Raw genomic sequence first — 26,426 nt, 5'->3', positions numbered from 1 at the left:
TATCTTTGAATAATTAAATCAGTTTGGATTAGTTTTTATGCGTTTAAAAGCTCTTTTTGCAGCCTCCGCTGTATTGCTCACCAGTTTTTCTGTGGCACAGGCAGGTACTGTGCACACCACGTGGGAAAAGTTCAAGGCTGGCCATGCCATGCACCGTCTCTCTGTTGATGGCCAAAAAGCCATGATGGACGTGTTTCAGGCGCGGGATCTGCTGGCTCAGGGCAAAACCGATGCAGCTATTCCCCCGCTCTATGATGCACAAAAGCGCTTTAAGGCTGCCAGCGCAGATAACAAGAAGTTCTTTGCGGCAGAAAGCCAGCTTCAGCCAGCGCCGCAGCATCCGGTTTCTGCAACCCATACGCCAGTTGCCAACCCCACAACATGGGTGCCTGTTGGTGGTGAATTTATTGTAAGCGAAACACTGGCCCCAGAAAAACAGGCTGCATTGGCAAACGCCAACAAGCAGTTCCAAGCCGGGCAGACCCAGCAGGCGCAGCAGAGCCTACAGGTTGTGGGTGAAGATGCAGACTTCATTCTGGCCCTTGCCCCGCTGGAACAGAGCGAAGGTGCCCTGTACCGTGCAAAAGTGTTTACAGAAGGCCGCCAGCCGCAGCAGGCTGTAGAAGCACTTAACCAGCTTCTGGATGGCGTTGTGTTTGTTTCGGACGATGTGGTGGAAAAAGTTGCGCCCTCCACACCGGCTAAAAAATCCAACTAAAACAATACGCTGCGTTATACGGCAGGGATGGGGAGCAAAAAAGTTCTCCATCCCTGCTTTTTTCTGTTGCATTTATTGAGAATGGTTCTTATTATCAATTTTGTCGCGGTGATGAAGGCGTTTCTGCTGGTGGGGCAAGGGGCATTACCGCGACAACTCTTGGTTCGTCTTGATTTATCCCGTTCAATCCCCGGTTCCTATCTGGAATGTTTTTGCATCCCCGGTCATTCCAGATAGGTTTTTTAAGTTCCCCTTGCCCCACCAGACTATCTTCTTTCTTGCAAGATATCAGGGTTTTTCAGGTAGCGCCCGATAGGGCACAACGCCTCTGGCATCGCTTCCTGTATCCAACATACGGCCCGAAACAGGCAAAGATCTGTGGCTGCAATTATCCCGCATACATGCGCGGCAGCCGGGGCCAATGGGTACAACCAATCTGTGGTCATTCAGGTTTAAACCATCTGCATAAACCGTTTTTGCGGCATCATTGATGGTACAGCCCAACACAATGGCAATCTGGCGTGGGCGGTCTGTATAGGTAACCCCCTCATGCCCTACAGTGCGGGCAACATTGAGGTAAATGGAATCATCCGTGGTTTGAGAAAGTTGTACCTGCACCTGCCCGGGCGTGGCAAAAGCCCGAAAGATGTTCCATAACGGGCAGGGGCCACCAAAACGGGCCTGAGAAAAGCGGTTGGCAGAAAAACTTTTAAGAATATTTCCTGCAATATCTAATTTGAGAAAATAAAAAGGAATGCCCTCCATGCCGGGGCGCTGTAACGTGCTTAACCTGTGGCTTATCTGCTCAAAACTGGTACCAAAATGGCGGCGCAAGCGTTCAATATCGTAACGCATGGTCTGTGCCGCATGCAAAAAGCGCTTATAGGGCAACAGCAATGCCCCGGCAAAGTAGTTGCCCAGGTAAACACGCCCCAACTCCAGCGCATTTTTCTCCTTTGGGCCTTCACGGCGTAAAATACTACTTATCAGGCGGGTTTGGTCGCGTTGGCCAATAATTTGCGCCAGATAGAACAGCGTGCTTTCCGATGGTTGATCTGGGGGCAGAAGAATAGTGCGACGGTGCCGATCTATCCGCCACACCAAGCCGCCTTCTTCCAGCGCCGGGTCTTGTTGCGTATGCAAACCATGATGATCAAGAAGGTAGGTTTTTAAGGCTTCGGACAAGCCATTTTTGAGATCAAGACTTTCGTAAAATTTTTCGGCTGCACAATCAAGTTCATGAAAATAGTTGCGGTGTTGCTGCACCCAATCCCCTACCGTTTCATAGGGTTCCAAATTTGGGGTTGGTAAAAGAGCGTTGTCTTCACGCTCCTGCTCAAATTTATAAGCGCGGTAGAGGGTTAGAAACGCGGCGCATAAATCCGGATTGGTAAGCACGGCATCCGCCATTTTGGCCAAAGGCAAAGATGCGTTTTTAAACACGGGGTCAGCCATGGTTTCGCGCATGGCCTGCACGGTATGGGCTTCTTTGGTGTTGCTAAACCATGCCGGGCTCAGACCAAAACGCTCACATAGTTTTTGCAGCAGGTGGTGTGGAAGGGGCCGATGGTTGCGCTCCAACTGGTTCAGATAGCTTGGTGATATGTCAAGTATTTCCGCCAGGTTGGCTTGGGTTAGGGTTTCGCGTTGGCGCAACTGCCGCAAGCGCGGGCCAGCAAAAAGCTTGGTTCTGGTTTGTGGCATGGTACGAACTTCGCAAACTTCGCAAACGGGAACATTCCCTTCGCCTCTTTTTACTCTTATCTCTCTGCCGTTCAAAATAACACTCTGCAACACTCGCTTCACGATCAAATTCCGATCATGAGGTAAAAACAATGCAGTACCATGATGTGCGCGTTCATCCAGAAAGCGACCGTCTGCCACGGCCCGAACAGCTTGCGTGGAAAATTGCGCAGGTAGCGGCAGATCCGGTGCCGGTGGAGGCCGCCGTTACGGATATGATTATCAACCGGCTGATAGATAACGCATCTGTGGCCATGGCATCTGTGAACCGTCATTCCGTAATGAGCGCACGGGCCGAGGCTCTGGCCCACCGGCGCGAAGGCGGGGCTACAGTGTTTGGTATGGGGCCAAATGTGCGTGTGCATGCAGAATGGGCCGCATGGGCCAACGGCACAGCCGTGCGTGAGCTGGATTTTCACGATACATTTTTAGCAGCAGAATATTCTCATCCGGGTGATAATATTCCGGGCATTTTGGCAGTTGCCCAACAGTGCCGCCGAAGTGGTGCGGATTTAATTCGTGGAGCTGCCACAGGGTATGAAATTCAGATAGATCTTGCGCGTGCCATTTGTTTGCACAAACACAAGATAGATCATGTGGCGCATCTTGGCCCATCTGTAGCCGCAGGTATTGGCACGCTTATGCGTTTGCCACCAGCGGTTATCTATCAGGCCATTGGGCAGGCTTTGCATGTAACCACAGCCACGCGCCAGAGCCGCAAGGGTGAAATTTCATCATGGAAAGCCTACGCGCCTGCGCATGCCAGCAAGATGGCGGTAGAGGCCGTTGATCGTGCGATGATGGGCGAAACATCTCCAACCCCGATTTATGAAGGGGAAGATGGTGTTATTGCTTGGATGCTGGATGGTAAAAATGCGCATTATCGCGTGCCATTGCCAGAAATGGGTGAGCCAAAACGTGCCATTCTGTCTTCCTTTACCAAGGAACATTCGGCAGAATATCAAAGTCAGGCGCTTATTGATCTTGCCTTTCGTATGGGCCAGAAAATCAAAAACTGGGATGACGTGGAAGATGTGCTGATAGAAACCAGCCATCACACGCATTATGTGATCGGCACGGGTTCGAACGATCCGCAAAAGTTTGATCCGCAAGCCTCGCGGGAAACGCTGGATCATTCCATTATGTATATTGTCGCCGTGGCCTTGCAGGATGGCAGTTGGCACCATGTGCATTCCTATGCCCCGGAACGGGCACGCAGACCAGATACTGTGCGGCTTTGGCGCAAGATCCATACAATAGAAAAACCCGAGTGGACACAACGGTATCACGAAACAGATCCGGATAAAAAAGCGTTTGGTGGCCGCATTGTTATCCGCATGAAAGATGGTTCGGTTATTGCGGATGAGCTGGCTGTTGCCAACGCCCATACGTTAGGGGCAACACCTTGGCAGCGGGCTGATTACATTGGTAAGTTTCAGACCCTTTCAGACGGCATTGTGCCCCATAAGGAAGCAGACAGGTTTTTAGAAGTTGTGCAGAACCTGCCAAACCTGAAAGCAGGGGAACTGCATATGCTGGAAATTGCCATTCCAGAGCGTGATATCCGCCAGATCACAGCGGAAGGCATTTTTAATTTCGGGCAGGCCAAACCTGCTGCGGTTGCGGCCTCCACCACCACGGCTCTGGCTTCCTAAACAGGCGATAACGCACAGGAAGGAATAGAACAATGACAACGCATCTGCACAGAAAACCAAAAAAATCTGTTGCGCTGTCAGGCACGGTTGCGGGCAACACGGCGCTCAGCACTGTGGGGCAGAGCGGGAATGATCTGCATTATCGTGGGTACGATATCAAAGACCTTGCGCGCGCCAGCACGTTTGAGGAGGTCGCGCATCTGCTTATCCACGGATATCTGCCCAATAGCGCAGAACTGGAAGCCTATAGGCGGCATCTGGCCAGTATGCGGGATATTCCTGCCATTGTGCGTGCCGCTTTGGAACGTCTGCCAGCCGCCACGCACCCTATGGATGTTATGCGCACGGCAGTTTCCGTTCTGGGTTGTGCACTGCCAGAACGGAGCGATTGCCCCACCGCAGGCGCACGAGATATTGCAGACAGGCTTGTGGCTTCGTTAGGGTCTATGCTGCTGTATTGGTATCATTTCTCAAACCACGGACGGCGGATAGAGACCAATACGGATGATGAAAGTGTAGGCGGACACTTTTTGCACCTTCTGCATGGTAAAGCGCCATCGGAGGATTGGGTGCAGGCTATGCACACATCCCTTATTTTGTATGCCGAGCACGAATTTAATGCCTCCACATTTACCGCCAGAGTGGTGGCGGGTACTGGTTCGGATATGTATTCTGCCGTTACGGCAGCCATAGGGGCGCTGCGTGGCCCCAAACATGGTGGCGCCAATGAAGTGGCGTTGGATATTCAGCAACGCTATCGCACTGCGGATGAGGCTGAAGAAGATATTCTGCGGCGTTTGGAAAACCGTGAAGTTATCATCGGTTTTGGGCATCCTGTTTATACAATAGCTGATCCGCGTAACGAAATTATTAAGGAAACAGCTCGCAACCTTTCGCGCCGTAATGGCAACATGCGTCTGTATCATGTAGCCGAGCGTATTGAGCGGATTATGGATGAGCAGAAAAAAATGTTCCCTAATCTGGATTGGTTTAGCGCGGTTTCTTACAACGCCATGGGTATTCCTACGGCCATGTTTACACCTATTTTTGTAATTGCCCGCGTAACAGGGTGGTGCGCCCACATTATGGAACAGCGGCAGGATGGTAAAATCATTCGCCCGTCTGCCAATTATGTGGGGCCGGATAATCGGCCTTTTGTGCCCCTGCGTGAACGCGATGGTCTGGAGCATGCAGCATGACATATCTGGTTGGCAAGGATCTGCCACAAACACCAGCCGGGCAACGCTTTCGCGCTCTGCTGAACAAACAAGGTATTCTGCAAATTCCCGGGGCACATAATGGGCAGGCGGCTTTGCAGGCTAAGGATAATGGATTTCAGGCTCTTTATCTTTCAGGTGCGGCTATGTCTGCCAGCATGGGGCTGCCAGATCTGGGTATTATCACCATTGAGGATGCGTGTTTCTTCATCCGCCAGATTGCACGGTCTTCCGGCTTGCCGCTTTTGGTGGATGGAGATACCGGATACGGTGAAGTACTGAATGTCATGCACATGGTACGGGCTTTTGAAGATTCCGGCGCTGCTGCCGTGCATATTGAAGACCAGATACTGCCCAAAAAATGCGGGCATCTGAACAATAAAAAGCTCGCCTCTCCGCAGGAGATGGCGCAAAAGGTGGCGGCCGCAGCCAAGGCCCGGCGCGATATGCTGATTATTGCGCGCACAGATGCCGCCAGCTCAGAAGGGCTGGATGGTGCCGTGGCCCGTGCCCGCTTGTATTACGAGGCCGGGGCTGATGCTATTTTTCCTGAAGCATTGATTTCTGAAGATATGTTCAGGGAGTTTGTGCGCCGTATGCCAGATGTGCCCCTGCTTGCTAACATGACAGAGTTTGGCCGCTCCCCTTACTTCACGGCATCTCAGTTTGAAGATATGGGATACCGTATGGTCATCTGGCCTGTCAGTTCCCTGCGGGCGGCTAACAAGGCGCAGGAGGATTTGTACAAAACCATTGCGCGCACAGGCGGTACGCAGGACATGCTACCGCGCATGCAAACGCGAGAGGAACTGTACAAAACAATCCGGTATTACGATTATGAATCATTGGACGCAGGCATTGTGGCCACGGTTCTGCCGCACATCGGTCAGGACGATCGCAACGCCGCCTGAACATTCTCTTTCTATCCCAAACAACAAAAAACAAAAAAGTAAGGGGGACAGAACAATGTCGGAAAACATCACTATCCCACACACGCAGTATGCAGATTACCCGGCCCTGATGCCACCTGCGGAACTGGCCGCCATGCAGCGCTATGCACGCCGAGACCCGGATGGTTTCTGGCTGCAACAGGCCCGGCGCGTGCACTGGCACCGCAAACCCAGGCGAGGCTTTACGGGCAGCTTTACGGATAATGTGTCCATAAGCTGGTTTGAAGATGGCCTGCTGAATGCTTCGGTATGCTGTATTGATAAACATCTGACAGACAAGGCCGATCAGGTTGCCCTTATCAGCCACCGTGAAGGCCGGGCCGAGGCAGAAAAAATTACATATGCCATGCTGCATGAACGGGTTTGCCGCCTGTCCAACGCGCTGGTGCATTTGGGGGTGGAAGAAGGGCACCGCGTTGCCATTTGCCTGCCCATGATTTCAGAAGCCGTGGTGGCCATGTTGGCCTGTGCGCGTATTGGCGCGGTGCATGTGGTGCTGTTTGGTGGTTTTTCGGCAGAAGGTATTGCAGAACGTATTATAGATAGCGGCGCAGTTGCGGTTATTACTGCCAGCGAAAGCATGCGTGGCAACAAGATTGTACCCTTTAAGGCCATTATGGATGAGGCCCTTTGCAAGGCAGGTGCAGAGAGTGGCGTACGTGCTGTTCTAGTTGTGCGCACATCAGATGCGCCTGTTCCGATGCTGCCGGGGAGAGATTACGATTTTCATGATTTTGTAGATTCGTTTGAAGCAGATTTTGTGCCCGTTGTGATGCGGGCAGAAGCACCGCTGTTTATGCTTTATACATCTGGTAGCACAGGCAAACCCAAAGCAGTTGTGCATGCTACTGGTGGTTATATGGTGTGGGCTGCTTACACCATGGGCATGGTGTACCATCATCAACCCGGTGATGTCCTGTGGTGCACGGCAGATGTGGCATGGATAACCGGGCATACATCCGTTGTGTATGGCCCGCTGGCCAATGGTGGCACCACCATGATTTCCGATAGCCTGCCTTCATACCCCGCTCCGGGCAGGTGGTTGGATCTGATAGATGAGCATAAGGTGACCATGCTGTTTACGGCCCCCACAGCCGTACGTGCCATGATGGCCGATGGCGATGATGTGGTGAATGCCCGCAAGCTGGATTCCCTGCGTTTATTAGGTGTTGCGGGGGAACCCATAAGCCCCGATGCGTGGCTGTGGTATCATGATGTTGTCGGCAAAAAGCGTTGCCCCGTGGTGGATACATGGTGGCAGACAGAAACCGCTGGCATTGTGCTGGGGCCATTGCCCGGTGTGCAGCCGCTTAAACCCGGTTCTGCCAGCACGCCGTTGCCGGGGCTGGAAATGGTGATAGCCGATACGCAGGGCAGGCCGGTGCAGGGGCCTGCGGAAGGCAGCTTGTGCATTGCGTGTTCATGGCCGGGGCAGGCGCGCACAATTTGGAAGGATCATGCGCGCTTCTGCCAGACATATTTTAGTATGGTGCCAGGGCATTATTTTACGGGTGATGGCGCACGGCGAGATGCCGATGGGTATTACTGGATTACGGGGCGCATGGACGATGTTATCAATATTGCAGGGCACCGTTTGGGCACGGCAGAGGTGGAAGATGCGCTGGCAGCAGATCATCGTATTGTGGAATCTGCTGCAGTGGGCATCCCGCACCCGGTAAAGGGGCAGGCGCTGGCAGTATTTGTTATTCAACGCCAGAACGTGGCCACGCAACTCACAGAAAAGGGTATAAGCCGCCTTATCTCCGGTATGCTGGGGCGTTATGCCACGCCAGAAGCCGTCTATCTGGTGCCGGATCTGCCACGCACGCGTTCTGGCAAGATTGTGCGCCGCCTGCTGCGTAAAATTGCCAGTGGAGAAGTAGAGAATCTGGGAGACCTTTCATCTCTGAATGATCCTTCCATCGTGCGTATGCTGAGTGACAGAGTATGGAGCCACATGGCCTTTGATGAGGATTCTACATCTCGCACGCAGGCCAGAGCCTAACCTTAAAGCGAGATCTTACAAGTTTGCTTCGCGCGGCAAGATGCTTCAGGGCCGAGGGAACCCCTCGGCCCTGTTGTATGTTTTGTTCCTAACAAACGGGTTTATGTGGGTTTATCACGCAAAAATGGGCGCGCTGGCGGGGTCGTGATCTGAGATTCACTGGCTGCTGGATAAGCATGCGTGGCACCATCACGGTAAAAACAGGCTGTAGAACCGGAGCTGTGAATGACCGAGCCTTCTTTTTCGTCTGTAACGCCGTCTGCTTTGCCTGATCAGCCGGTAGATAAAGCAACAGCCCGCCACGTTGTGTTGGCATCTTTTCTGGCGTGGATGCTAGATGCGTGTGATTTTTTTATTGTGTTGTTCACGCTTGATGATGTGGCGCGCAGTTTTAACGTGTCCCTGCAAAGTGTGTTGCTTGCCCCCACACTTACGTTAATGACGCGGCCATTGGGCGCCTTTCTATGTGGGCGCGCGGCAGATAAATATGGCCGCAAGCCGGTGCTTGTTTTAACAATTATTATTTATTCCCTTATAGAATTGGCTTCAGCCTTTGCGCCAACCCTTGTTATATTTTTGGCGCTTCGCACCCTGTTTGGCATTGCACTTGGGGGCGAATGGGGGGTGGGTACATCCCTGATTATGGAAAGCGTGCCCAAAAGCTGGCGTGGCACGGCTTCGGGCATTTTGCAGGCGGGGTATCCTGCGGGGTATTTGCTGGCATCTTTGGTGTTTCTGCTATTGCCGGTTTTAGGCTGGCGCGGTTTGTTTGTGCTGGGCAGTGGGGCTATTTTTTCTGCCGTGTATATCTGGCTGCGTGTGCCAGAAAGCCCGGATTGGCTGGCCCGGCAGAAAGCCGATACACAGCACAAAAATGCAGAAGCGCATCTTGGTTTGTTGGCCATTATAAAAGGCAATGCGGCATTATGTGTTTTTGCCGTGGTGCTGATGGCCGCTTTCAACTTCATGAGCCACGGTTCTCAGGATCTCTACCCCAAAGTGTTTCTGGCGCTGGAACGGCATGTGCCGCCTACGTCCATTACAACAGTGGTTGTGCTGTATAATCTGGCAGCTATTGCGGGCGGGTTGTTTTTTGGGTTCTTGTCGCAAAAAATTGGGCGGCAATATGCCATTATTCTTGCTGCGGCCTTAACGCTGCCTTTGCTACCGTTATGGACACTCCCTCACTCCCTGTTCTGGCTGGGGTTAGGGGCTGTGTGCATCCAGTTCTGTATTCAGGGCGCGTGGGGCGTGGTGCCTGCCTATTTAAGCGAGCTTTCGCCTCCATCCGTGCGGGCCACGTTTCCTGGCCTTGCTTACCAGTGCGGGAACCTTATTGCTGCTAGTAATGCTTTGTTGCAAACATGGTTTGCTACCCAGTTAGGTATGGGGCTGGCTCCGGCACTGATGTTGGCCGTTGGGGGTGGCGCCGTGGTTGTGCTGGTGCTTACACTCCTCAATGCTCGGCTGTATCCACAACGGATCTAAACAACGGGTTAAGTGGCAACACGTGGGAAGGAAAAAACGGTTTGGCTTTTATAAGATATCTGGGCGCATGTATGGTGCTGGCTGGTGCAGGGGTGCCATATGCGCAGGCTTATGCAGCAACACCGGCAGAACAGCGGATTATCACGCGCAATGTGCAACCGCGCACGGTACCGCCGCTTGCAAGAGGGCAGGTGCAAGGGGATGATCCGCACGCAAAAGCCCGCCCGGTGGCCTTATCTGCCCTAAGCCTAAAAGCTGCGGTAAAAGTGGCGGACAAACAGCCATGCCCGGCCAACAGTTTGCTTTTAGGCAAGGATGAAAACCCAACAGCAGGGCAAACCTGCCGTGTAGCCACCTTGGAGGTGAACGCCCCGGATCACCCCGCATTCATCCAGACCCTTGGCAGCCTGATGGCGGAGGATAGCGGTGGGCTGATGGATTTAAACCTTTCTCTGTATCAACTTGTGCCAAATGCGCCAAAGAATGCCCTGCCTCAGGTTGTGGTTTCGGGGTACACAGGTGGGGCGCATTGTTGCCAGGCGGCCGCTATTGTAGAGGCCGCCCCGCAAGGCCAATGGCGCGTGCTGGCGCTGCCTGCCCAAAATGGCGGTGGGGAGCCTATCGTGCAGGATGTGGCGCGAGATGGCACTCGCCAGCTTGTTTATACGGATGAACGGTTTGATTACGCCTTTGCCTCTCACGCAGGTTCGGCCATGCCGGTGGTGTTGTATCAGTATCAGGATGGCCAGTTGCAGAATGTTACGGCGCAGCCCCGTTTTGCGGCCTATTTGCGTAACCAGCTTGCGCAGGATTCCGCACAATGGCGCAAAACGGGTGTTACAGAAGTAAACGGCTATCTGGCCGCCTATGTGGCCACCAGCGCGAATATGGGGGAGCTGAACGCAGGCTGGCGTTACATGATGGCGCGCTATGATACGCACTCTGATTTTGCAGAAACATGGTGCGCACTGGATAAAGCCGCATGGCCTCAAAACAAGGATGGTGCATCCTGCCCCAAGCAGTTTGTAAAAACCGTGCCGTTTCCGCAAAGTCTGGCGCAATCTTTGGTGCAATGGGGGTACATCACATCCCAGCAAAGTGCTGCTCTTGGCTATGATGTGGAAAAATTAAAGCAGAACCAGCAGCAGGTTATTGCTGCCACCACCAAGGCGTGGCGCGCTGCACACTAGCTATATCACACTGCCCGCTGGCAGCCAGATTTGTGCCAGAACGGAACACGGCCTAAAACTTGGGTTTATTAAGCTATGTTCTGCCAGCGGGAGTGTAATGGAAGATCTGTTTGAAGGGCATAATGTTGGCACCGCCCGCCCTCTGAAACTTTCAGAAGATGTTGTCAGCACCGCTACCTATGGCGGGCCAGATAAATGCTACCGTTATCGCCTGAAACGGGTGTGGAACCCAACACGCCCGTTGGTTATGTGGCTGATGATGAACCCATCTGTTGCCACAGAATATGGAGATGACCGTACTGTCGCCAAATGCCAGCGCTATGCCCGTGTATGGGGGTATGGCGGTATTTTGGTGGGCAATACTTTTGCGTATCGGTGCACAGATCAGCTTCGGCTGCTGGAAACGCCAGATCCGGTTGGGCCAGAAAATGATAAGGCCTTGCTGGAAATGGCGCAGGAAGCCAATAAAGTGATTGCGGCTTATGGCACACCACACCACAAGGCTCTGCTGGCCCGTGGGCCGGAGGTGGTGCATATGCTCCAAAAACACGGCATTACGGTGGATGCGCTGCGGCTGAGCAAAACAGGCCGACCATGCCACCCGCTGTACCTGCCCGCCAGCCTGTTGCCGGAGCCCTTGCCGAAAAGCTAAGTACAGGAAACGGAAAGCAGCTTTCTGCCCATGTGTATTGACGCCCGGCCTTGTTCGGTATCCGATACACATAGAGGTGTTTGAGTTCTGCACCCAATGCCTGCCATATTATAAAATCAGGCGTGTGGTGCAGCAAAGTTAAGGGAAATATGGATATTATGGCCTTACAGAACACGCAGGGTGCCGCAGGTGGTTATCTGGCATCTGCCGAATTTGCCACCATGCTGGATAAGCTGGGTGAAGTGGCAGCGCGCACGGGTTTGAACGTGGCCCACGGCCAGCAGGTTATTATTACCGCCCCCCTTCATGCCGTGCCGCTCGTGCGCCGGATTACGGAGCACGCGTACAAGGCTGGGGCCTCGCTCGTCAGCACCTTTTATTCGGATGAGGAAACCACGCTGGCCCGTTATAAATACGCGGCGGAAGATACGTTTGATACCGCAGCAGGCTGGCTTGCTGGCGGAATGACAGAAGCCTTCCGTAATGGCGCCGCGCGTATGGCCATTACGGGTTCTAACCCCGCATTGCTGGCAGGGCAGAACCCAGAGCGTATTTCCCGCGCCAGTAGGGCCAATTCCCGCGTGAACCGGCCTGCTATGGAAATTATCACCAATTTTGATGTGAACTGGTGCATTGTCGCGGCGGCTTCTCCGGCATGGGCGGCACAGGTATTTCCGGATCTGCCGGTTGATCAGGCAGTAGAAAAACTGTGGCAGGCTATTTTTTCTGTTTCGCGCATTACGGGTGAGAACCCGGTGGCGGATTGGGAGGCCCACAATGCCGTTCTGCATCGCCGCGCCACGTTTTTAAATAATGCCCGTTACAGTGCGCTGCATTTTAAAGGCCCCGGCACAGATCTGATGGTGGGGCTGGCAGATGGGCACGAATGGGCAGCCGGTGCGGAAAAAGCCGGAAACGGCATTGTGTGCAACCCCAATATTCCAACCGAGGAAGTGTTTACCACACCACACCGCCTTAAGGTGGATGGCACGGTAGCGGCCACCAAGCCGCTTTCACACCAAGGCACGTTGATTGAGGATATTCGCGTAAGGTTTGAAGCCGGACGCATTGTGGAAATGCACGCCAGCAAGGGTGAAGATGTGCTGGCCCGTGTGCTGGATACGGATGAAGGTGCGCGCCGTTTGGGGGAAGTGGCGCTTGTGCCCAATTCTTCCCCTATTTCGCGCAGTGGTATTTTGTTCCAGAACACATTGTTTGATGAAAACGCCGCCAGCCATATCGCATTGGGGCAATCTTACACCAAATGTATGCGCGATACGGCTGGGTTGGATGAGGCCGCATTGGCTGCACGCGGGGCCAATAGCAGCATGATCCATATAGACTGGATGATTGGTTCTGGTGAAATTGATGTGGACGGCATGGATGCCAAAGGCGAACGCGTGGCATTGATGCGCAAAGGTGAATGGGTGATAGAAGCATGAGAAATACTCTAAAACTTTCCTTCCGCTCTGCTCTGTTGGGTGCCATGGGGGCTGCGGCGCTTGTGGTTGGCACGGCGGCACAAGCGCAAACTGTTTCCACCGGCGGCAATGGTGCGCCCAATTTAACACCAGAGCAGGTAGCCACCTTGCAGCATGATATGGATACCGCGCTGCATTACCATCTGGCTCCAAACGTGTTGCCGCGTTTAACCACAGCGTTAAAGGAAATTCAGGCAGCAGGTATTCAGCCCCCCTCACGTTTTGGCATGTCTTTGGATCAGCAGATCGCGCTTGTTCAGCAGGTGCCGGGTTTGGAGCCAATTTTGCAAAAGAATGGCTTTTCAGCGCATGATTTTGTGATGAGCCTGACCTGTGTGGGCCTAACGGGCAGCTTGATGAACGTGCCTGCCAACCCCAGCAATACCAAAATGCCACAGCCCGAACCTGCCAATGTTGCTATTCTTAAATCCAACCCGCAGGATTTACAGAATTTGGTAACAGTTCTGCGCTCGGCTCATCAGTCTGGTGGTGCACTTTCGCACTAATCTCATACATATTGGTGTACAAAAAATGGCAGGTTTTTCCTGCCATTTTTTGTTTGTGACGTTTTAATTTTTCTTCTGCTGCGGTTTGGTATGGCAGGTTTCGGGCTTGGGCAGATCAAGCGCATGTAATGTGCCCTTCATGCGGAAATCTCCAAAATCCAGCGTCAGATTATCGGAAACACCATTGGCAAAATAACGCATGCCAATTTCATATTCTGGCATCATATTGGGGGGCGTGCGTGCAAAAAAGGCCACATGCACGCGGCCAGATTGCAAGGCGTTCAGGGCGGCAAAATCTGTTGTGGGCGTTGTATTGCCCCAGCCCAAAAGGGTGATGTACGTATCGGCTGCGCCATCTGGTGATGTGCCATCAAAAATAGGTGCCGAAATCTCGGTTTTTCCGCTTCGGGCTGCATCTAAAATGGAAACTGTATGCTGGATGGGAAACAACGTGCCAGCCGGAAGTGTAAGCGTTTTGGCTAAAGGTTTTTCATAATGTGCTGTGCCAGAACCATCCGCATGCAGTGTTGCTTCCCCCCGGATGTTTTGGAGCAGCTTGCCGTTAGATGTTTCCATGGTGCGAAAGATCAGGCTGTGCCCATCTGCACTTTCAAAGGTAGAATAGTCAGACACCATATGCTCCACGCCGTTCTGGCGTGTTACACTTTGAATATCCAATCGCTGTTGGGTGGACCATCCGCTGCATCCATGCCGCACGCTGTAAAGCATGGTGCCCGTGGCAGAAAGCGTTTTGCCGCCAGAGGCTTCTGTGAGCGTAAGATCATACACCGCGCGTTGCGAGGCAATCTGGCGAGTATCTGTATCGGAAAAAGATGGCGCAGTGTTGGGCGTAATACTGGCGTGCGTATCGGCTGAGGTTGTGCTTTGCGTAACCGTGCCAGAAGGCACCACCGCTCCGGCTGTTTGGGCATGTGCCATTTGTGGGGGCAAGGCCACCACGCCACCAACCAGCACAAATGCAATGGCTCTGCTTACTGCACTGCAAGCGTATCCTTGCCTCAAGAAAAAACTGCGGGCAGGGGGCGTGTAAGAAGGCAGGCGGCGTAAACGTCTCATACCCGGTACAAAAAAACATCCGGCGCGGTCTTGCAACCACCCGGATGTTAAAAGGGCCGTGGTGTGGCCCTTTTGCATGCAGATGTGAAGGCCAGATCAGTCTTTCTTGACAGCAGGCTTCAGGTTCAGCGCGAGGGAGAGTTCCTTCAGGCGTTCCGGCGGAACAGGGGCCGGGGCACCCATCATCAGGTCTTCACCCTGCTGGTTCAGCGGGAACAGAATAACTTCACGAATGTTCGGCTCATCTGCCAGCAGCATCACAATACGATCCACACCGGGGGCGGAACCACCATGCGGCGGCGCACCGTAGCGGAAGGCGTTGAGCATACCGCCAAAGCGGGCTTCCACTTCGCTTTCTGGGTAACCGGCAATTTCAAAGGCGCGGATCATCACATCCGGCAGATGGTTGCGGATAGCACCGGAGGAAAGTTCAATGCCGTTACACACAATGTCATACTGGTAAGCGAGAATATCCAGCGGGTTCTTGGTGTTTAGCGCTTCCAGACCACCCTGCGGCATGGAGAACGGGTTGTGTGAGAAGTCAATCAGCCCCGTTTCTTCATTCAGCTCATACATCGGAAAGTCCGTGATCCAGCAGAAACGGAAGGCATCCTTTTCAATCAGATCCAGTTCTTCAGCAATGCGGGTGCGCACAAGACCAGAGAACTTGGCCACATCATGCCCTTTGCCAGCAGCAAAGAACACGGCATCACCGGGCTTCAGCCCCAGTTTGGTGCGAATGGTTTCTACACGGTCGGCTTCAAGGTTTTTGGCAATCGGGCCTTGGCCGCCTTCTTCTGCAAAGGTGATGTAACCTAAGCCACCAGCGCCGTTTTCACGCGCCCAAGCGTTTAGCTTGTCATAGAAGGAGCGGGGGCGGCCACCAGCGCCGGGGGCCGGAATAGCGCGCACTTCCCCACCATCGGCGGCAATGCGGGCAAACAGGCCAAAGCCGGAACCGGCAAAATCTTCTGTTACATCGGTAATTAGCAGCGGGTTGCGCAGGTCTGGTTTATCGGAGCCATATACCTTCATGGCGCGGGCATAGGGGATACGCTCAAACGGTGCGGTGCTAACAGCGCGGCCCTTGCCAAATTCCGTAAACAGGCCAGACATTACTTCTTCTAGAACGGCAAAAATTTCGTCCTGCGTGGCAAAGGCCATTTCAAAGTCGAGCTGGTAGAACTCACCGGGGGAACGATCCGCGCGGGAGGCTTCATCACGGAAGCACGGAGCAATCTGGAAGTAGCGGTCAAACCCGGCCACCATGGCAAGCTGCTTGAACTGCTGCGGGGCCTGCGGCAAAGCGTAAAACTTGCCCGCATGGGTGCGGGAAGGCACCAGAAAGTCACGCGCACCTTCGGGGGAGGATGCTGTTAGGATCGGGGTCTGGAACTCGGTAAAGCCCAGATCCGTCATGCGGCGGCGCATGCTGGCAATAATGGCGGAGCGCAGGCGGATGTTGGCGTGCACTTGTTCGCGCCGCAGATCAATATAGCGGTAACGTAGGCGCAGCTCATCAGAATAATGTTCCTGCCCGGCAACCTGAAGTGGCAGCACAGCGGCGGAGGACTGAACAATCAGCTCACGCGCGCGCACTTCAATATCACCGGTGGCCAAGTCCGGGTTGCGGGTGGTTTCATCACGCAGCACCACATCACCGGTTACGGTTATCACGCTTTCTACGCGCAGGTGTTCGGCGGTTTCCATAACGGGGGAACCGGCGGGAATCACAATCTGTGTCAGGCCTGTTTCATCGCGCAGGTCAATAAACAGCAGCCCGCCGTGGTCCCGCTTGCTATGCACCCAGCCGGACAGGCGCGCGGTGGTGCCGGCATCGCTGGCGCGAAGGGCCGAACAGCTGTGGGAACGGTAAGGATGCATGGTCTTGTCCTGAAATCTGGCCCGGCGTTGCAGCAGGGGCGGTTTTTGGCAATGATTCCGTTGTGCCCGGAGGAAGCAGGGGAGCAGCGCTTATGTCAAGGCCACACTGTAATCTTGCGTCTTATAAGGTGCCTTGCCCGCGCACGCAGCTACGTAAATCTGCGGCTAATGCGGCAATGGCTTCTGGCCGCGCATCCCACGCAAACATAAAGCGGCAGATACCCCCAAAAAATGTGTAAAAGCGCCAGCCTCTGGCCCGCAATTCGTTCATGACAGGTTCGGGCATGAGCAAAAACACGGCGTTGGATTGTACGGGCCATGCTTGTTTAACAGAGGGCATATCTTCTACCGCCTGTGCAAATTGGCGTGCACTGGCATTGGCGTGGCGCGCGTTGTCCAGCCATGCGCCACTATGGATCATGGCCAGCCACGGTGCGGATAGAAGGCGCATTTTAGAGGCCGTTTGCCCGCTTTGTCTGGCGCGTTCGGCAAAGCCCTGCGCCATGCTGCGTTTAAAAAACACCACGGCTTCCCCCATGGCCATGCCGTTTTTGGTGCCTCCAAAACTTAGGGCATCCACACCGGATTGCCATGTCATGGCGGCGGGTGTGCAGCCCAGTGTGGCAATGGCGTTGGCAAAACGTGCGCCATCCATATGTAGCCGCAACCCATGATCGTGGCAGGCATTGGCAATGGCCCGAATCTCATCCACCGAATACACAAGCCCGTTTTCTGTGGGTTGCGTAATGGTTACCACTGCGGGGGTGGAAGCCTGCGGGCTGCTGGCGCGGCGGGCAGCCAGTTTTATGGCCTCTGGGGTTAGCTTACCGTCTGGGGTAGGGGGCGTTATCAGCTTGGCGCCGCCGGTAAAAAACTCTGGGGCGCCGCGCTCGGAGGTTTCAGCATGTGCAACTTCCGAGGCAATAATGCTGCAATAAGGTGGGCACAGCGTTGCCAGCGCCAGCGCATTGGCTGCGGTGCCAGTGAGCACAAAAAACACTGCGGCTTCAGGCGCTTCCAACACATCCGCCACAGCTTTGGCGGCAAGGCGTGTCCAGGCGTCATCCCCATATGCGGGGGTGGACCCCTTGGCCGCGCGGCTTATGGCTTCCAGCGCCTGCGGGCACAGGCCTGCATAATTATCACTGCCAAACTGTTGTGGGGGCGTGGTGGTTTGCGGCAGGGGCATAAGCGGCTTCTCCGGCAAGGGCTGTGGGCAACAGGTGCCAAAGCCTGCCCTATAGCACAAGCTATACCTTGCTCATGCACAGCTTTTGCTGTAAGGCGCTGCCACTGCGTGGGCACCCCTGGAGGCCTGCGTGATTAAGTTTTTTATGGAGAAGTCAACGTGTCCAAGATTACATCTATCGAAGCTTCGGCGCGCGCGAAGGCTGGTAAGGGGGCAGCGCGGGCAACGAGGCGTGCAGGGCTTGTGCCCGGCGTTATCTACGGCGGCAAGCAGGAACCCACCCTTATTGCTATCGACCCGCGCATTATCATCAAGGGCATTCAGGCCTCTGGCTGGCGCTCTCGCGTGTATGAAATCAAGGTTGATGGCAAGGCAGAACGCGCTCTGGTGCGTGATGTGCAGCTGCACCCCGTGAAGGACAGCCCTGTTCACGTTGACTTCCTGCGTCTGGCCGCTGGCTCCCGCGTGCATGTTGAAGTGTCTGTTCACTTCGAAAACGAAGAAACATGCCCCGGTATCAAGCGTGGCGGCGTGCTGAACGTTGTACGCCACACCATTGAAGTGGACGTGCCAGCAGACAACATTCCGGAATTCTTCACCGTTGATCTGTCCAAGCTGGACATTGCAGACAACGTGCGTTGGGAAGATGTGCAGGGCACCGCAGGCGTAACCCCGCTGACCCACGAAGAAAACTTTGTTGTGGCTTCTATTGCTGCACCAAGCGTGGACACCACGGAAGGTGAAGCAGCAGCTACGGAAGAAGCTGCTTCCTGATCGGAAGCCGGTTTATTCGGGTTGTTTATTAGGCATGGGGGGTGCGTGCAGATGCGCGTGCCCCCTGTGCTGTTCATAACGTTAGGTGGAATCAGCAATGCTGCTCTGGGTCGGGTTGGGCAATCCCGAATCCTCCATGCGTCGGCACCGGCACAATGTTGGCTTTATGGCAGTAGAAGCCATAGCCCGTAAGTACGGGTTTACGCCGTGGCGCAACCGCTTTAAGGGCGAAGTTGCGGAAGGCCGCATAGGCAGGCAGAAAGTTCTGCTGCTACTGCCCATGACCTACATGAACAAATCGGGTGAAAGTGTGCAGGAAGCCGCCGCTTTTTACAAAATCGCACCCGAAAATATTACCGTTTTTCATGATGAGCTGGATCTGGCACCGGGCCGTCTGCGCATAAAGCGTGGGGGAGGGGCTGCGGGGCACAATGGTTTGCGCTCTACAGATAAAATGTTGGGCACGCCGGAATATTGGCGTGTACGCATAGGCATTGGCCACCCCGGCGCAAAAGAGCGGGTGCATGGCTGGGTGCTAGGCAAATTTACGGAAACAGACCGGCAGGAATGGTTGGAACGGCTGCTTGATCGCATGGCCGATGCCGCCCCCCTGTTGGCAGATGGGCGGGCAGACCAGTTCATGACAAAGGTTGCACTGCCGGAAGGGAGCAAGGGCTGATGGGTTTTAACTGCGGTATTGTCGGGCTGCCCAATGTGGGTAAATCTACGCTGTTCAACGCGCTTACGGCCACGGCCACGGCGCAGGCGGCCAATTATCCGTTCTGCACGATTGAGCCCAATACAGGCCGCGTGGCTGTGCCAGACCCCCGGCTGGACAAGTTGGTGGAAATTGGCAAATCACAGCGTGAAGTGCCCACCAGCCTTGAATTTGTAGATATTGCGGGCCTTGTGCGCGGTGCCTCCAAGGGTGAAGGGCTGGGCAACCAGTTTTTGGCTAACATCCGTGAGGTGGACGCTATTATTCATGTGCTGCGCTGTTTTGAGGATGATGACATCACCCACGTTGAAGGCGGCGTGGACCCTGTGCGTGATGCCGACATTATTGAAACGGAGCTGATGCTGGCGGATCTGGATTCGCTGGAAAAACGTCTGCCCAATCTGGAAAAGCGCGCCCGCAATCGGGATGCCGAAGCCACAGCCCAGCTTGCCGTTATGGAACCGCTGATGGAAGCGCTGCGAGAAGGCCGCCCGGCCCGCACCGCCATTCCGGCGGGGGAAGAAGAAGCCGTGCGCCGTCTGCAACTGCTCACCACCAAACCGGTGCTGTATGTGTGCAATGTGGATGAAGACTCGGCCGCAACAGGCAATGCATTCTCTGCGCAGGTGCAGGCCAAGGCTGCGGCGGAAGGTGCTGCTGCCGTTATTGTATCTGCCGCGATTGAAGCCGAAGTCAGCCAGCTTGAAAATGAAGAACGGCGCGAGTTTCTGGAAGGTCTGGGCCTGAATGATAGCGGGCTGGATAGGGTTATTGCCGCTGGTTACAAGCTTTTGGGTTTGTGCACCTACTTTACCGTAGGCCCCAAGGAAGCTCGTGCTTGGACAATTACCGCAGGCACCAAGGCCCCGCAGGCCGCCGCCGTTATTCACAATGATTTTGAACGCGGCTTCATTGCATGTGAAACTGTCGCGTATGATGATTACGTTCAGTATGGTGGGGAAGCTGGCGCCAAGGAAGCCGGACGCCTGCGCATTGAAGGGCGTGATTACGTAGTAAAAGATGGTGATGTGCTGCTGTTCCGCTTTAACGTCTAACATCCAGCGCACAACCACATAAATAAGAGCTTGATGGCCTGCCCGCACCGGCAGGCCAGATAGAAAAGATGGAGATAGGAACGCCGTTATGAACGCGGAGGGTGAGAGTAAGCTGCAAGGGGTTACAACGGCTTCGGCTAAACCCGTGCAGGATGTTCCAGCGCAGGCACAGGGGCAGGGGCCAATGGCCGCTTTAGCCCATCGTGCGCGGCTGGCGGCCCGCACACTGGCGCAAAGTTCTTCCGCCACGCGGGATAAAGCCCTATGGGCTGCCGCTGCGGCTTTGCGTGAGGCTACTCCTGCTATTTTGGAAGCCAACGCGCAGGATCTTGCTGCCTCCACCGCCAATGATGCGTTCCGTGATCGGCTGACCCTTACACCCGAACGGGTGGAAGCCATGGCGCGTGGTTTGGAAGAAATTGCAGATCTTCCAGACCCCGTAGGCCGTGTGCTGGAAGAGTGGACACGCCCCAACGGCTTGCGCATTCGCCGCGTTGCAACCCCTGTGGGCGTTATTGGCATGATTTATGAAAGCCGGCCCAATGTGGGGGCAGATGCCGCCGGGCTGTGCATGAAATCTGGCAACGCCGTGTTGTTGCGTGGTGGCTCAGAAAGTCTGAACAGTGCGCGTGCTATTCATGCCGCTATGCAGGCCGGGCTGCGTTCTGCTGGCTTGCCAGAAGATGCTGTACTGATTGCCCCAGATGCAGATCGCGCCCATGTGGCGGAAATGCTTACGGCCTCTGGCCAGATTGATCTGATTATCCCGCGTGGTGGGCGCTCATTGGTAGAGCGTGTCCAGCGCGAGGCCCGCGTGCCTGTGCTGGCCCATGCTGAAGGGCTGTGCCACACTTACATCCATTCTGCCGCAGATTTTGCTATGGCGCGCCGCATTGTGCTGAACGCCAAAATGCGCCGCCCCGGCATTTGTGGTTCTACCGAAACACTGCTGATGGATGCCGCCATTGCCGCTGCGCTGCTGCCGCAAATTGTGGCGGATCTGGCAGAAAAAGGCTGCACCTTTAAGGCGGATGCCGCAGCACGCGCCATTGTGCCCGATCTCCCCGCAGCAACGGCAAAAGACTTCGCCACAGAATGGCTGGATGCGGTGTTGAACATTGCCGTGGTGGATGGTGTGGATGAAGCGCTGGACCACATTGCACAATATGGCTCATCCCATACAGAAGCTATTGTAACAGCGGATGAAAACATGGCCATACGGTTTATGAACGGTGTTTCCAGCGCAGTGGTGATGTGGAATGCCTCGACCCAGTTCTGTGATGGCGGAGAGTTTGGCTTTGGTGCGGAAATTGGCATTGCCACAGGTCGCTTCCATGCTCGCGGCCCGGTGGGCGTAGAGCAGTTAACAACCTTCCGTTACGAAGTGATTGGCACCGGGCAGGTACGTCCCTGATTTTTTCGGCCATGCAGCCAACCGCACAGGGCGTGCAGGTGCAGCAACAGGCAGCTCCGCTTACAGAGCCTTGCTTGCATGGCACGGTTATTCCCACTTGGGGGGATAACAGATGCCTGCGTATTGGGCTTTTGGGGGGGTCTTTCAACCCCGGTCATAAAGGGCACCAAGCCATTGCGCAGCGTGCGCTGGCGGTGCTGGGGTTGGATCAGGTGTGGCTTATGGTTTCACCCGGTAACCCGCTTAAAGATGGACGGTCGGATATGGCTGCTTTGCCCGTACGCTTGGCCACGGCCCGCCAACTGGCGGATGGGCGGCGCATTATTGCCACGGATATAGAAAGCCGAATCGGCACACGTTATACGGTGGATACGGTGCGGGTGTTGCAAATGCGTTTTCCGCGTGCGCGGTTTGTGTGGCTAATGGGCGCAGATGGTCTGGCCACCTTGCCACGCTGGAAAAACTGGCGGCAGCTTGTGCATAGCGTGGCAGTGGCGGTTTTTCCCCGTCCGGGGCAAAATGTGCGGGCCTTGCATGGGCTTGCCGGGCGGTATCTGGCCCGTTGGCGGGTGCCTGCATGGCGTGCGCATGCCCTTGCGGAACTTTCTCCCCCGGTGTGGGCTTTTCTTCCGGGGGCACAAAACAGTATATCTGCAACAGCTATTCGTCAGCAGGGCGGATTCAATGTCGCTGCAGGCCAACCCCATACCCCCGATATGCTTTAAAGATCAGGAGAACGGTCATTCCTACCAAGCCCCCCGCCGAAACATCAGCACGTTCCCGCACGGCTGCCACGTCCACCAAGGGGCGGGCCGCTCCGGCGCGTGCTGCAACCACTGCCGGGGCTGCTGCGCCCGGTTCTGTACGTAAAAAAGCCGCGGCTGCTGGCCCCAAGGCCACCACCAAGCGCGAAGCCGTGGCCCCGGATATGCTGGAGCAATCTCTGGCCCTCATCACTGCCAGCCTTGAAGATGACAAGGCCGAAGATATTGTGGTGATCGATCTGGCAGGCCGTGCCTCTTTTGCAGATCGGATGGTCATTGCCACAGGTTTGGCAGACCGTCAGATTTCCGCCATGGCGCAGCATATTGAACGCAAGCTGCGTGATATCGGCATCAAGCGCGTGATGGTGGAAGGCGCAAACGGCTCAGACTGGGTGCTGCTGGATACGGGTGATATTGTGGTGCACCTGTTCAAGCCAGAAGCACGTACGCTGTATGGGCTGGAAAAAATGTGGGGCAAGGAACTGGATGAAGGCGCGGAAGGCAACGTTACCCGCCTGTAATCGCCCAGTTTATAATGTTGTTCTCTGATTTTTCAGTAAGCATGAGCGCGCTGGCATGAGGCTGGTGGCTATCGGGCGGATGAAGGATAAATCCGAGCGGGCGCTGGTGGAACGCTACCTCAAGCGCCTGCGCCCCAAGCTGGATATTATAGAACTGCCAGATGGGCGCGGCAGCCCGGATGAAATCAAGCGGCGCGAGGCGCAAGCCATTCTGGCAGCCTGCCCCGCGCAAAGCCATGTTGTGGTGCTGGATGAAGCCGGGTGCAATTTCAGCAGCCCGGATTTTTCTAACGCCGTGCAAGGCTGGTTGGCGGCGGGCCGCACGCCCTGCTTTGTTATTGGCGGGGCGGAGGGGCTGGATGCCTCGGTTATCCAGCGGGCCGATGCTTCCATGTCCTTTGGCACACTCACATGGCCGCATATGCTGGTGCGCATTATGTTGGTGGAGCAAATCTACCGTGCGCAGGCCATTGCGGCGGGGCATCCGTATCATCGTTCCGGGCGGCCATAAGGGGGTGTTGGCTGCTTTTATGGTATGGCGGCAGTGATACGCAGGCCCTGCCCGCATGGGCGCAGAGCTGATAGCGTCCGGCCTTTCGTGAACAGACCGGACTTGAAGATACATGACAGACGTTCTCTACACTCCGGATGCCCTGCGGCAATTGCAGCACAATGGCAACGCCGTTGTGATAGATGTGCGTTCGGAAGAAGATTTTGCCAAAGGGCATATTCCCGGTGCCGTCAATATGCCGGATATTTTTACCTATCTGGCAGAAACATCAGAAAGCGGGTTGGCCAGTCTGCAACAAAAGTTTTCATCGCTGTTTGCGCAATATGGTCTGGATGGCAGCAAAACAGCCGTTGTGTATGAAGATGCCCTGCATACACGTTATGGTGCCTCCTGCCGTGGATACTGGATTTTGCAGTATCTGGGTTACCCCAAGGTAGGTATTCTGGATGGCGGGCTGCGGGCATGGCTGGCCTCTGGCGGCGCACTTACGCAGGATATCACGCATCCAGCCCCCACGCAGTTTCCGCTGGCTATTCACCATGCACTTATGGCCACGCGGCAAGATGTGTTTGCAGCCCTTACCAACCCATCCATCAAACTGCTGGATAACCGCGATAAGGTGGAATGGCTGGGTGAAAGTTCATCTCCTTACGGGGTGGACTTTGCACCGCGCAAAGGGCGCATTCCCGGTGCTGTGTGGATAGAGTGGTATAGCTTCATGCACACGCAGGATCAGGAAGCACGTTTTAAAACACCGGAAGATATTCGGGCCTTGGCGGCAACACGTAACTTGTACCCGGATGATGATATTATCATCTACTGTTTTAAGGGCGCACGCGCAGCCAATACCTATGTGGCGCTGGCTTCTGCCGGATTTACCAAGCTGCGCATTTATATGGGATCATGGAACGAGTGGTCTCGCCATGCGGATATGCCCATAGAAGATGGTCTGCCACGGGCATCTGTGCCGTATCGCCCGCAGCAGGGCTAAGGCGGTTAGAGGTTTTCCGAATCTGCAAAGGGGGCGGTGTCATGCTGGCGTTGCTCCCACTTGCGGCAGGCCGTGCGCAACACCGTTACAAACCGCGTAACCAGCGGCATGTTCTGCCCGGTGCGTATGGCAACCGCAAGCGTGGCGCGGGGGGCTGGTTCGCTAATGGCATGAAACGTTACCCCGCCTGCATGAATCTGGCTGAGCGAGCGCGGCACAACAGAAACCCCAAGCCCCGCTGCCACCAAAGGCACGGTGCCTGCAATTTGTGGGGCCTGCTGCCCCATTGTAGGGGTAACGCCAGCAAGCTGATAAGCCGACAAAATAGCATCATGAAAGCCCGGCCCCAACTCACGCGGGAAGATAATTAGCGGATCATCCGCCACCATATCCAAACTGATCACCGGCTCCTTTGCCAGCCTGTGCCCGCGGGGCAGGGCAATAACCGTAGGTTCATCCAGCAGATGAAAAACCGAAAGGCGTGAGGGGTCGGTAAACGGCGGGCGGATAATGGCAATATCCACGCTGGGTTCGTGCAATGCTGCGCAAAGGGCTGGGGTGTTGCTTTCTTCCAAAGAGAGGGTGACATCGGGCGCCATTTCCCGAAACCGGCGGATGGTGAGCGGAATAACCGGCAACAGTGGCACAGCCCCCGCCAGCCCGACGCGAATATGCCCTCTTTCCCCCCGCGCCAAACCTTCTGCCGTGGAAAGAAATTGTGCCTGCAAATCCAAAATTGTGCGGGCACGGGGCAAAAGCACTTCGCCAATTTCTGTCAGCTTCATGCCACGAGTCTGCCGCTCAAACAGCGTTACGCCCAAATTGCGCTCAAGCTGGCGGATTTGCTGGCTAAGTGGGGGTTGCTCAATACCCAGTGCCTCTGCGGCACGGGTAATGCTGCCATGCTCAGCAACGGTTACGAAGTAGCGCAGGTGCCTGATATCCATATGGTATATGTAATGCATATGGATAACGTGTTCAATATATATTGGAAGACTGGCTGCCACTGTTATAACGTGCGTGCGAAACGAACTTAAACCACCATGCGTTTGTGGGAGTATGCAGCATGAAAAAACAGTCGGTGATGGACATGGATGTCCGCTCTTCTGCCCTTGGTAACGGCGTGCTGAAAAAGCCTGTTACAAACCGTTTGTACCAGACCTCTACCATGGCAGCCCTGCTGGATGCGGTGTATGATGGTGAAACCACGCTGGATGAGCTGCTCCAGCACGGTAACTTCGGCCTTGGCACCTTTAACGCACTAGATGGCGAAATGATTGTGACGGACGGCGTTGTGCGCCAGTTTCGTGCAGAAGGTTTGGCCGCAGAAGTGCCCGGTTCTCTTAAAACGCCTTTTGCATGCGTAACTTATTTTGAACCGGAAAAAAAAGTTACCATCGATTCCCCCAAAACCAAGGAAACGTTTGAAGAGCTGGTGGATAGCCTGCTGGGTAACCCCAACCTGTTTGGCGCCATTCGCTTTACGGGTGAATTCCAGCGCGTTGATACCCGCACGGTGTTCTGCCAGTGCAAGCCGTATCCGCATATGTTGGAAGTGGTGAAAAAGCAGCCCACCTGCACCATGGAAAACGTTATGGGCACCATGATTGGCTTCCGCACCCCGGTTTACATGCAGGGCGTGAATGTTGCGGGCTACCACCTGCACTTCCTTTCTGAAGATAGCAAACGTGGCGGGCACGTTACAGAATATCGCCTTGTGCGCGGTCAGCTTGAAGTGGCCTCCATTTCCGATCTGGAAATTCAGTTGCCCCGTACGGAACAGTTTGCCAAGGCGGATCTGAACCCCGAAAGCCTGAGCGAAGCGATCCGTATTGCTGAAGGCGGCTGAGCCTCCATTCGCTGAATATTTTTAACGGGGCTGCTGAAAAATAGCTTTCTGACAGCCCAGTTTTTGCAGGACAG

At 54.9% G+C, this 26,426-nt stretch carries 24 protein-coding genes; 19 read left to right on the top strand and 5 right to left on the bottom strand.

What is annotated here, in order from left to right; translation table 11 throughout:
- Positions 1-37 precede the first annotated feature (37 nt).
- Positions 38-718, top strand: coding sequence for a YfdX family protein (locus tag FKW19_RS00195; RefSeq protein WP_006116911.1), 681 nt, complete (start codon positions 38-40; stop codon positions 716-718).
- A gap of 288 nt (positions 719-1,006) precedes the next feature.
- Here the strand turns inward: FKW19_RS00195 and FKW19_RS00190 are convergent, their stop codons facing one another.
- A complete protein-coding gene (locus FKW19_RS00190) occupies positions 1,007-2,422 on the bottom strand; it encodes a short-chain fatty acyl-CoA regulator family protein (protein ID WP_089178553.1) in 1,416 nt (471 codons plus the stop codon).
- A gap of 131 nt (positions 2,423-2,553) precedes the next feature.
- On the opposite strand from FKW19_RS00190, the gene FKW19_RS00185 reads away from it, so the two are divergent.
- The 9 genes from FKW19_RS00185 to FKW19_RS00145 all read left to right on the top strand — a co-directional run bounded on the left by FKW19_RS00185 (position 2,554) and on the right by FKW19_RS00145 (position 13,605).
- Positions 2,554-4,116, top strand: coding sequence for an MmgE/PrpD family protein (locus tag FKW19_RS00185; RefSeq protein WP_089178554.1), 1,563 nt, complete (start codon positions 2,554-2,556; stop codon positions 4,114-4,116).
- A gap of 32 nt (positions 4,117-4,148) precedes the next feature.
- Positions 4,149-5,315, top strand: coding sequence for a 2-methylcitrate synthase (gene prpC, locus FKW19_RS00180; RefSeq protein WP_089178555.1), 1,167 nt, complete (start codon positions 4,149-4,151; stop codon positions 5,313-5,315).
- Complete coding sequence (gene prpB / locus FKW19_RS00175; protein WP_089178556.1) at positions 5,312-6,244, top strand: methylisocitrate lyase; 933 nt, start codon at positions 5,312-5,314, stop codon at positions 6,242-6,244. The genes prpC and prpB overlap by 4 nt, the downstream gene beginning before the upstream one ends.
- A gap of 55 nt (positions 6,245-6,299) precedes the next feature.
- A complete protein-coding gene (gene acs / locus FKW19_RS00170) occupies positions 6,300-8,288 on the top strand; it encodes an acetate--CoA ligase (protein ID WP_089178557.1) in 1,989 nt (662 codons plus the stop codon).
- A gap of 225 nt (positions 8,289-8,513) precedes the next feature.
- A complete protein-coding gene (locus FKW19_RS00165; RefSeq protein WP_089178558.1) occupies positions 8,514-9,776 on the top strand; it encodes an MFS transporter in 1,263 nt (420 codons plus the stop codon).
- A 71-nt stretch (positions 9,777-9,847) separates the two neighbouring features.
- The gene (locus FKW19_RS00160; protein ID WP_162870755.1) at positions 9,848-10,966 is read left to right on the top strand and encodes a thylakoid lumen protein; all 1,119 of its coding nucleotides are present in this window, start codon (positions 9,848-9,850) and stop codon (positions 10,964-10,966) included.
- Positions 10,967-11,063: 97 nt separating this feature from the next.
- Positions 11,064-11,618: a DUF1643 domain-containing protein gene (locus FKW19_RS00155; RefSeq protein WP_089179874.1), complete on the top strand. Its 555-nt coding sequence runs from the start codon at positions 11,064-11,066 to the stop codon at positions 11,616-11,618.
- Between the two features lie 149 nt (positions 11,619-11,767).
- On the top strand, positions 11,768-13,060 hold the full coding sequence (locus FKW19_RS00150; protein WP_035352532.1) for an aminopeptidase: 1,293 nt from the start codon (positions 11,768-11,770) through the stop codon (positions 13,058-13,060).
- Positions 13,057-13,605 carry a hypothetical protein gene (locus FKW19_RS00145; RefSeq protein ID WP_035352535.1) on the top strand — a complete coding sequence of 183 codons (549 nt, stop codon included), beginning with the start codon at positions 13,057-13,059 and terminating at the stop codon, positions 13,603-13,605. Before FKW19_RS00150 ends, FKW19_RS00145 begins: the two co-directional genes overlap by 4 nt.
- 63 nt (positions 13,606-13,668) lie before the next feature.
- On the opposite strand, the gene FKW19_RS00140 is transcribed toward FKW19_RS00145, so the two are convergent.
- The 3 genes from FKW19_RS00140 to FKW19_RS00130 form a co-directional block, all read right to left on the bottom strand.
- Positions 13,669-14,628 (bottom strand): cell envelope integrity EipB family protein, encoded by a 960-nt coding sequence (locus FKW19_RS00140; protein WP_238331233.1) that lies wholly within the window; start codon positions 14,626-14,628, stop codon positions 13,669-13,671.
- A 150-nt stretch (positions 14,629-14,778) separates the two neighbouring features.
- Positions 14,779-16,566, bottom strand: a complete 1,788-nt coding sequence (gene aspS, locus FKW19_RS00135; RefSeq protein ID WP_006116923.1) for an aspartate--tRNA ligase — start codon at positions 16,564-16,566, stop codon at positions 14,779-14,781.
- Between the two features lie 121 nt (positions 16,567-16,687).
- The gene (locus FKW19_RS00130) at positions 16,688-17,755 is read right to left on the bottom strand and encodes a low specificity L-threonine aldolase (protein WP_089178560.1); all 1,068 of its coding nucleotides are present in this window, start codon (positions 17,753-17,755) and stop codon (positions 16,688-16,690) included.
- Positions 17,756-17,914: 159 nt separating this feature from the next.
- Here FKW19_RS00130 and FKW19_RS00125 point away from each other — a divergent pair, with 159 nt between their 5' ends.
- The 8 genes from FKW19_RS00125 (at position 17,915) to FKW19_RS00090 (ending at position 24,503) form a co-directional block, all read left to right on the top strand.
- Entirely contained in the window at positions 17,915-18,529 is a 615-nt protein-coding gene (locus FKW19_RS00125; RefSeq protein WP_006116925.1) for a 50S ribosomal protein L25/general stress protein Ctc, read from the top strand.
- Positions 18,530-18,626: 97 nt separating this feature from the next.
- Entirely contained in the window at positions 18,627-19,208 is a 582-nt protein-coding gene (gene pth, locus FKW19_RS00120; protein WP_089178561.1) for an aminoacyl-tRNA hydrolase, read from the top strand.
- Positions 19,208-20,302, top strand: coding sequence for a redox-regulated ATPase YchF (ychF, locus tag FKW19_RS00115; RefSeq protein WP_006116928.1), 1,095 nt, complete (start codon positions 19,208-19,210; stop codon positions 20,300-20,302). The genes pth and ychF overlap by 1 nt, the downstream gene beginning before the upstream one ends.
- An 88-nt stretch (positions 20,303-20,390) precedes the next feature.
- Complete coding sequence (locus FKW19_RS00110) at positions 20,391-21,716, top strand: glutamate-5-semialdehyde dehydrogenase (RefSeq protein ID WP_063353524.1); 1,326 nt, start codon at positions 20,391-20,393, stop codon at positions 21,714-21,716.
- 11 nt (positions 21,717-21,727) lie between these two features.
- A complete protein-coding gene (locus FKW19_RS00105; RefSeq protein WP_089178562.1) occupies positions 21,728-22,441 on the top strand; it encodes a nicotinate-nucleotide adenylyltransferase in 714 nt (237 codons plus the stop codon).
- A 17-nt stretch (positions 22,442-22,458) separates the two neighbouring features.
- Positions 22,459-23,001: a ribosome silencing factor gene (gene rsfS, locus FKW19_RS00100; protein ID WP_369870677.1), complete on the top strand. Its 543-nt coding sequence runs from the start codon at positions 22,459-22,461 to the stop codon at positions 22,999-23,001.
- A gap of 55 nt (positions 23,002-23,056) precedes the next feature.
- Positions 23,057-23,512, top strand: coding sequence for a 23S rRNA (pseudouridine(1915)-N(3))-methyltransferase RlmH (locus FKW19_RS00095; RefSeq protein ID WP_089178563.1), 456 nt, complete (start codon positions 23,057-23,059; stop codon positions 23,510-23,512).
- 112 nt (positions 23,513-23,624) lie between these two features.
- On the top strand, positions 23,625-24,503 hold the full coding sequence (locus FKW19_RS00090; RefSeq protein WP_089178564.1) for a sulfurtransferase: 879 nt from the start codon (positions 23,625-23,627) through the stop codon (positions 24,501-24,503).
- Positions 24,504-24,508: 5 nt separating this feature from the next.
- On the opposite strand, the gene FKW19_RS00085 is transcribed toward FKW19_RS00090, so the two are convergent.
- A complete protein-coding gene (locus tag FKW19_RS00085; RefSeq protein ID WP_035352579.1) occupies positions 24,509-25,450 on the bottom strand; it encodes a LysR family transcriptional regulator in 942 nt (313 codons plus the stop codon).
- A 119-nt stretch (positions 25,451-25,569) separates the two neighbouring features.
- On the opposite strand from FKW19_RS00085, the gene budA reads away from it, so the two are divergent.
- Positions 25,570-26,352, top strand: a complete 783-nt coding sequence (budA, locus tag FKW19_RS00080; RefSeq protein ID WP_035352548.1) for an acetolactate decarboxylase — start codon at positions 25,570-25,572, stop codon at positions 26,350-26,352.
- Positions 26,353-26,426: the final 74 nt, after the last annotated feature.

This window comes from Acetobacter sp. DmW_125128 (assembly GCF_008704325.1).
GTDB lineage: Bacteria > Pseudomonadota > Alphaproteobacteria > Acetobacterales > Acetobacteraceae > Acetobacter > Acetobacter oryzifermentans.
This window is presented reverse-complemented; position numbering and strand designations above follow the sequence as displayed.